The 5,076-nt window shown below is 69.7% G+C and carries 6 protein-coding genes; 2 read left to right on the top strand and 4 right to left on the bottom strand.

The annotated features are described in order from the left end of the window. Both ACT4N3_RS12655 and ACT4N3_RS12650 read left to right on the top strand, forming a co-directional pair. The coding region (locus ACT4N3_RS12655; RefSeq protein WP_444855584.1) for a prolyl oligopeptidase family serine peptidase at positions 1 to 301 on the top strand (301 nt) is incomplete at its 5' end. After that, complete coding sequence (locus ACT4N3_RS12650) at positions 298 to 690, top strand: acyl-CoA thioesterase (RefSeq protein WP_444855583.1); 393 nt, start codon at positions 298 to 300, stop codon at positions 688 to 690. The genes ACT4N3_RS12655 and ACT4N3_RS12650, both read left to right, overlap by 4 nt. 112 nt (positions 691 to 802) lie before the next feature. Here the strand turns inward: ACT4N3_RS12650 and ACT4N3_RS12645 are convergent, their stop codons facing one another. The 4 genes from ACT4N3_RS12645 to ACT4N3_RS12630 all read right to left on the bottom strand — a co-directional run. Further along, entirely contained in the window at positions 803 to 1,423 is a 621-nt protein-coding gene (locus ACT4N3_RS12645; RefSeq protein ID WP_444855582.1) for an alpha/beta fold hydrolase, read from the bottom strand. A 46-nt stretch (positions 1,424 to 1,469) separates the two neighbouring features. After that, the gene (gene serS / locus ACT4N3_RS12640) at positions 1,470 to 2,729 is read right to left on the bottom strand and encodes a serine--tRNA ligase (protein ID WP_444855581.1); all 1,260 of its coding nucleotides are present in this window, start codon (positions 2,727 to 2,729) and stop codon (positions 1,470 to 1,472) included. Between the two features lie 47 nt (positions 2,730 to 2,776). Continuing rightward, the gene (locus ACT4N3_RS12635) at positions 2,777 to 3,925 is read right to left on the bottom strand and encodes a PLP-dependent transferase (protein ID WP_444855580.1); all 1,149 of its coding nucleotides are present in this window, start codon (positions 3,923 to 3,925) and stop codon (positions 2,777 to 2,779) included. After that, on the bottom strand, positions 3,922 to 5,076 hold a 1,155-nt coding region (locus tag ACT4N3_RS12630), incomplete at its 5' end, for an alpha/beta fold hydrolase (protein ID WP_444855579.1). The genes ACT4N3_RS12630 and ACT4N3_RS12635, both read right to left, overlap by 4 nt.

Genomic DNA, 5,076 nt, shown 5'->3' with positions numbered 1-5,076 from the left:
CGTCTTCCGCTATCTCCAGAGCTACAGCCCCTACGACAATGTCCGCGCCCAAGCCTATCCGCCGATGCTGATCACCGGCGGCCTCAACGATCCGCGCGTCACTTATTGGGAGCCGGCCAAATGGGCCGCCCGCCTCCGCGCGATGCGGACCGACAGCAATCTCCAGCTGCTCAAGATCAACATGGGCGCCGGCCATGGCGGCCAGTCCGGCCGCTGGACGCGGCTGCGCGAGCAGGCCGAGGCCTATGCCTTCATCCTGACCCAGAATGGCGGCGCGGACGCGGCACCGGCCGCGCGGTGACGCCGTTCGAGAAAAGGATCACCGCGCAGGCGGAGGACATTGACGAGCTCGGCCATGTCAACAATGCGGCCTGGGTGCGCTGGATTCAGGACATCGCGGTCGCGCATTGGCGGGCCGTTGCGCCGGCCGATCATGTCGAGGCCTATGTCTGGGTCGTGATCCGGCACGAGATCGATTATCTCCGCGCCGTCGGCCCTGGCGAGACGGTGACGGGGCGAACCTGGGTCCCCGATCCGCCCAAGGGCGCCCGCTTCGACCGCCATGTCGAGTTCGTCGGCGCGGACGGCAAGCCGCGGGTCAGGGCCAAGACGACCTGGGCGATCCTCGACAAAGCGACGGGAAGGCCGCTGCGCGTCCCGCCGGAGGTGGCGGCACCGTTTCTGACGTAGCAAGACCCTCACCCTGCCCTCTCCCGCAGGCGGGAGAGGGTTCTCCGAGCGATGGCGTCAGCGCAACCGCACTCCTTCTACCGCTTGCGGGAGAAGGATGGGATGAGGGTTTTCAAAACTCCCGCACCGCCTTCACGATCGCCGGGAAGGCGCGGCCGGAGACACCGAAGCCCATGTGGCTGCAGGTCAACTCGATCTGCTTATCGCTCTCGCCGATCTCGCCGCGGGCGCAGGCGACCGAGACGATGCCGTCGCGGCGGGACCACAAAGCGAGGGTCGGCACTGGCGGCTTTTCCGCCAGCACGACCTCGATCGGCGGCCGGTCGACCGGGTGGCCGGCGATCAGCTCGTACAAACGCCAGACATTGTTGCCGCGCGGGTCGCCCGAGAAGGGCGAACCCAAAGTGATCACCTTCTCGACCAGGTCGGGCCGGACCTTGGCGACCTCGCGGGCGAAGACGCCGCCGAGGCTCCAGCCGACGAGGACGATCTTCTGTCCACCCGCGAAGGCCTCGATCCGCTCGGCGATCCGCTCGCGCGTGTCGGGCCGAACGCCTTTGTTGAGGCCCATACCCCAGCCGATCACGCGATAGCCGGCGGCGGCGAGCGCCCGCTGGAGGCCCAATGTCGTGCGGTCGTTCGCGACGAAGCCGGGGATGACCATCAGCTTCGGGCCGTCCAGCGGCCCGCGCGGCGCCAGGCTGCCGAAGCTGCGCCAGAAACGCGCCCACAATGCCGGCCCTTCCAGGAGGAAGCGCCGCAGCGGCGGCTTCGCCTCGTCAGAGATAATCGCCGTCCATCAGCTCGCGCAGCGGCTCGGGCAATTTCACCCGCCCGTCCGCCGTCTGGTGGTTCTCCAGCAGCGGGACGAGCAAGCGCGGGGTCGCCAGCGCGGTGTTGTTGAGGGTGTGGACGAAGCGGACCTTCCGGTCCTCGTCGCGCCAGCGGAGATTCGCCCGGCGCGCCTGCCAGTCGTGCAGGGTCGAACAGCTGTGCGTCTCGCGATACTTGCCGAGCGAAGGCACCCAGCTCTCGATGTCGTTCATCCGGAACTTGCCGTTGCCCATGTCGCCGGTCGACGCCTCGATCACCTGATAGGGGATTTCGAGCGCCTGCAGCATCGCCTCGGCATTGTGGAGGAGGCGCTGGTGGAACGCCGCGCTTTCCTCCGGATCGTCGCGGCAGATCACATATTGCTCGAGCTTGAAGAACTGGTGGACGCGAAGCAGCCCGCGCACGTCGCGGCCGGCGCTCCCCACCTCACGGCGGAAGCAGGGCGAATAGCCGGCATAGAGGATGGGAAGCCTGTCGGCTTCGATGATCTCGCCCGAATGGAGCGAGGTGAGCGCGATCTCGCCGGTCCCGGCGAGGTAAAGCTCGTCCTCCTGAATATGATAGGCTTCGTCCTCGTGCCCGGGGAAATGGCCGGTGGCGACGAAGGCGTGCGGCTTCGCGATGGCCGGCACCGTCATCAGGGTGAAGCCGTCCGCGGTGAGCCGCTTCTGGGCCCAGAGCATCAGCGCCTGCTCCAGCAGCGCCAGCCGACCCTTCAGGCAATAAGTGCGCGAACCGGCGACCGGGGTGATCCGGGCGAGATCGGCCCAGTCGTTCTTCTCGATCAGGGCGACATGGTCGAGCGGCTCGAAATCAAAGCTCGGGATCGTCCCTTCCTGACGCACGACGGTGTTGAAGTTTTCGTCTGGCCCGACCGGCGCGCCTTGCCAGGGGATATTGGGGACACGAAGCAGCAGCGCATCGAAGGCGGCCTGCTTCTCGTCGAGCTCCGCCTCGGCCGTGCCGATCTCGGCGCCGATCGCCTTGGCCTTGGCGCCTAGCGCCGGCTTGTCCTCGTTCGCCGCGGTCCGGAAGCCATCGGAGATCGCGTTGCGCTCGGCGCGGAGCGTGTCGATCCGCGTCTTCAGCGCCCGCGTCTCGCCGTCGAGTGCGAGCAGCGCATCGAGATCGAGCGGCACATTCTTGTCCACCGCCGCCTTGCGGACAGCGTCAGGGTTCTCACGGATGAAAGACAGGCCGAGCATCGTCTTGCCCTGCGGGCGAGGGACTCAAAAATCAAGCAACCGCCGCATCAGCCGAGCCGGGCGAGGCCGCGCGCCAGATCGGCGATCAGGTCGGCGGGCGCTTCCAGGCCGACGCTGAGGCGCAGCAGGTTGGGACCCAGGCCCGCCTCCGCCTGCGCCTCGGGCGGCATGCCGCGATGGGTCATCGTCGCCGGCTTGCAGATCAGGCTCGAATGGCTGCCGAGCGACGAGGCGATCGTGACAAGCTCCAGTCCGGCGAGAAAGGCCGCCGTGCCGTCCGCGCCGCCGGTCAGCTCGAAGGCGATCATGAAGCCGGGGCCGGATTGCTGGCGCGCCGCCAGCGCATGATCGGGATGATCGGGAAGGCCGGGATAGTGGACCGCGGCGATTTCCGGCCGGGCGGCGAGCCATTCCGCCACGATTTTCGCGCTTTCCTCCTGCCGGTCGATCCGCACGGCGAGCGTGCGCAGGCCACGCAGGGTCTGCCAGGCGATCTGCGGCGCGGCGTTGAGGCCGGCGGCATTGGCCCACCAATGAAGGCGCTCGACCAATGCCGCGTCTTTGGCGAGCAGCGCGCCGCCAAAGCCGTCGCCATGGCCGTTGATCGCCTTGGTCGTCGAATGAAGGACGAGGTCGCAGCCGAGCGCCAGCGGCTGCTGGCGGAGCGGGGTCGGCAGCGTGTTGTCGGCGGCGACCAAAGCGCCGGCCGCCTTGCCCTTCGCCGCCACCGCCGCGATGTCGACCAGCCGGAGCAGCGGATTGCTGGGGCTTTCGATCCAGAGCAGGTCGGCGCCGCCGGCGAGCGCCGCGTCCAGCGCCGCTTCGTCCTTCTGATCGACGAACTGTGCCGTGAGCTTGCCCTGCTCTTCCAGCCCGCGGATCAGCCGGTAGGTGCCGCCATAGCAATCGTGCGGCGCCACGACCTTCGCGGCGGCGGGAAGCAACAGCAGCGCCAGTAGCGCCGCTGATTGCCCGCTTCCGGTCGCGCCGCCGCCCGCCGCGCCTTCCAATACGGCCAGCGCTTCCACCAGCATGTCGCGATTGGGACTGACCGTGCGCGAATAATCATAGTCCGGCTTGGCGTCGGCATCGGCCCATTCATAGGAATCGGACGCCCAGAGCGGCGGCGCGACGCTCCGGTGCGCCGGATCGCGGTCCGGCAGGGCGCGGGCGAGGCTGGTGGCGGGATCGGTCATGGCTGCTCCAGGAAATCGGCGACGAGCGCGCCGATCCGGCCCGCTTCCTTCAGGAACATGTCGTGGCCGTAAAGGCTGTCGAGGATTTCCAGCCGGGCGTCGGGCAAGGCTGCGGCCAGATCGCGGAGCTGCTCCGGCGGGACGAGCTGGTCGCTCGTCGCGCCGATGACGAGGGTCGGCGCGCGCACCCTGGCGGGGTTAACCTTATGCCGGTCGAGCGAGGCGGAGAGGCTGAGGAAACGGCCCGGAGACATCACGTCGCGATAGGCCTCGCCGCGCGCCTTGAGATAGCGGCCGGGATCCGAGACCGCGAGCGGGTCGTCGGCGTCGATGCCGCCGGCGAAGCGCTCGCCGAATTCGTCGCGGGTGCGATAGGTCAGCATGGCGAGGCCGCGCGCGATGGCGAGCCCCTTCCCGGCTTGCCCTGCCTCCCGGCCGAGCGCGACTATCCGGCGCTGCAGCTCGCGGACCGCGGTGGCGGCGGGGTGCGGCGCGTGCGGCGCCGAGATCACCACCAGCCGCTCGACCAGCTCGGGCCGGCGCGCGGCGAGCGCCAGCGCGACCATGCCGCCATAGGAGGCGCCGATGATCGTCGCCGGCCGGCCGACCTGCCCGATCGCCGCCGCCAGCGCCTCGGCCTGCTCGGTGGTGGTCGGCACGCTGCGGCCCGCCTCGTCGCCGATGAAATCCATGCCGAGGACAAGGCGCCGATCCGGATCGATCGCCTTGCCGGCGCCGACCAGACCGGGCCACCAGCCGGGTCCGTCCGCGCCGTTCTCGGCGACGAAACGGTTCGCCGAGATGCCGCCGAGGAGGATCGTCGGCGGACCGTCGGGCCGACCGCCGGTCCGCGCCAGGACCTCGGCGCCGAAGCGGACGAGGCCGGCGGGCAGGGGCGCCGTCACGTCGCGCCAGGCGCGGGCGTCGCGGATGCGGTTGAGATCGGCCAGGAGCGCCTCCGCTGTTGCCGGCCCGCCCGCGCCGCGCCCCTCGCAGCCGAACGTCCTGCCGTCGCAGGTCAGGATACGAACGCAATTATACTCGTCGCGCAAGGCGGGAATGCCGCCCGCCTCCCTGACCGGGCGCAGCCGGACGCGGGCGCGAATCAGGCCGTCGGGCGCGTCGAGCTCGGCGCACTGCACCCAGCGCTC

It is taken from the genome of Sphingosinicella sp. (genome assembly GCF_052388015.1).
In the GTDB taxonomy this organism is placed as follows: Bacteria; Pseudomonadota; Alphaproteobacteria; order Sphingomonadales; family Sphingomonadaceae; genus Allosphingosinicella.
The sequence above is the reverse complement of the archived record's forward strand: the minus strand, read 5'-3'. Positions and strand labels throughout refer to the sequence as shown.

Excerpts from the sequence above, each read along its gene's own strand:
- serS (WP_444855581.1), bottom strand. The coding sequence starts at position 2,729 with ATGCTCGGCCTGTCTTTCATCCGTGAGAACCCTGACGCTGTCCGCAAG.
- ACT4N3_RS12635 (WP_444855580.1), bottom strand. The coding sequence starts at position 3,925 with ATGACCGATCCCGCCACCAGCCTCGCCCGCGCCCTGCCGGACCGCGAT.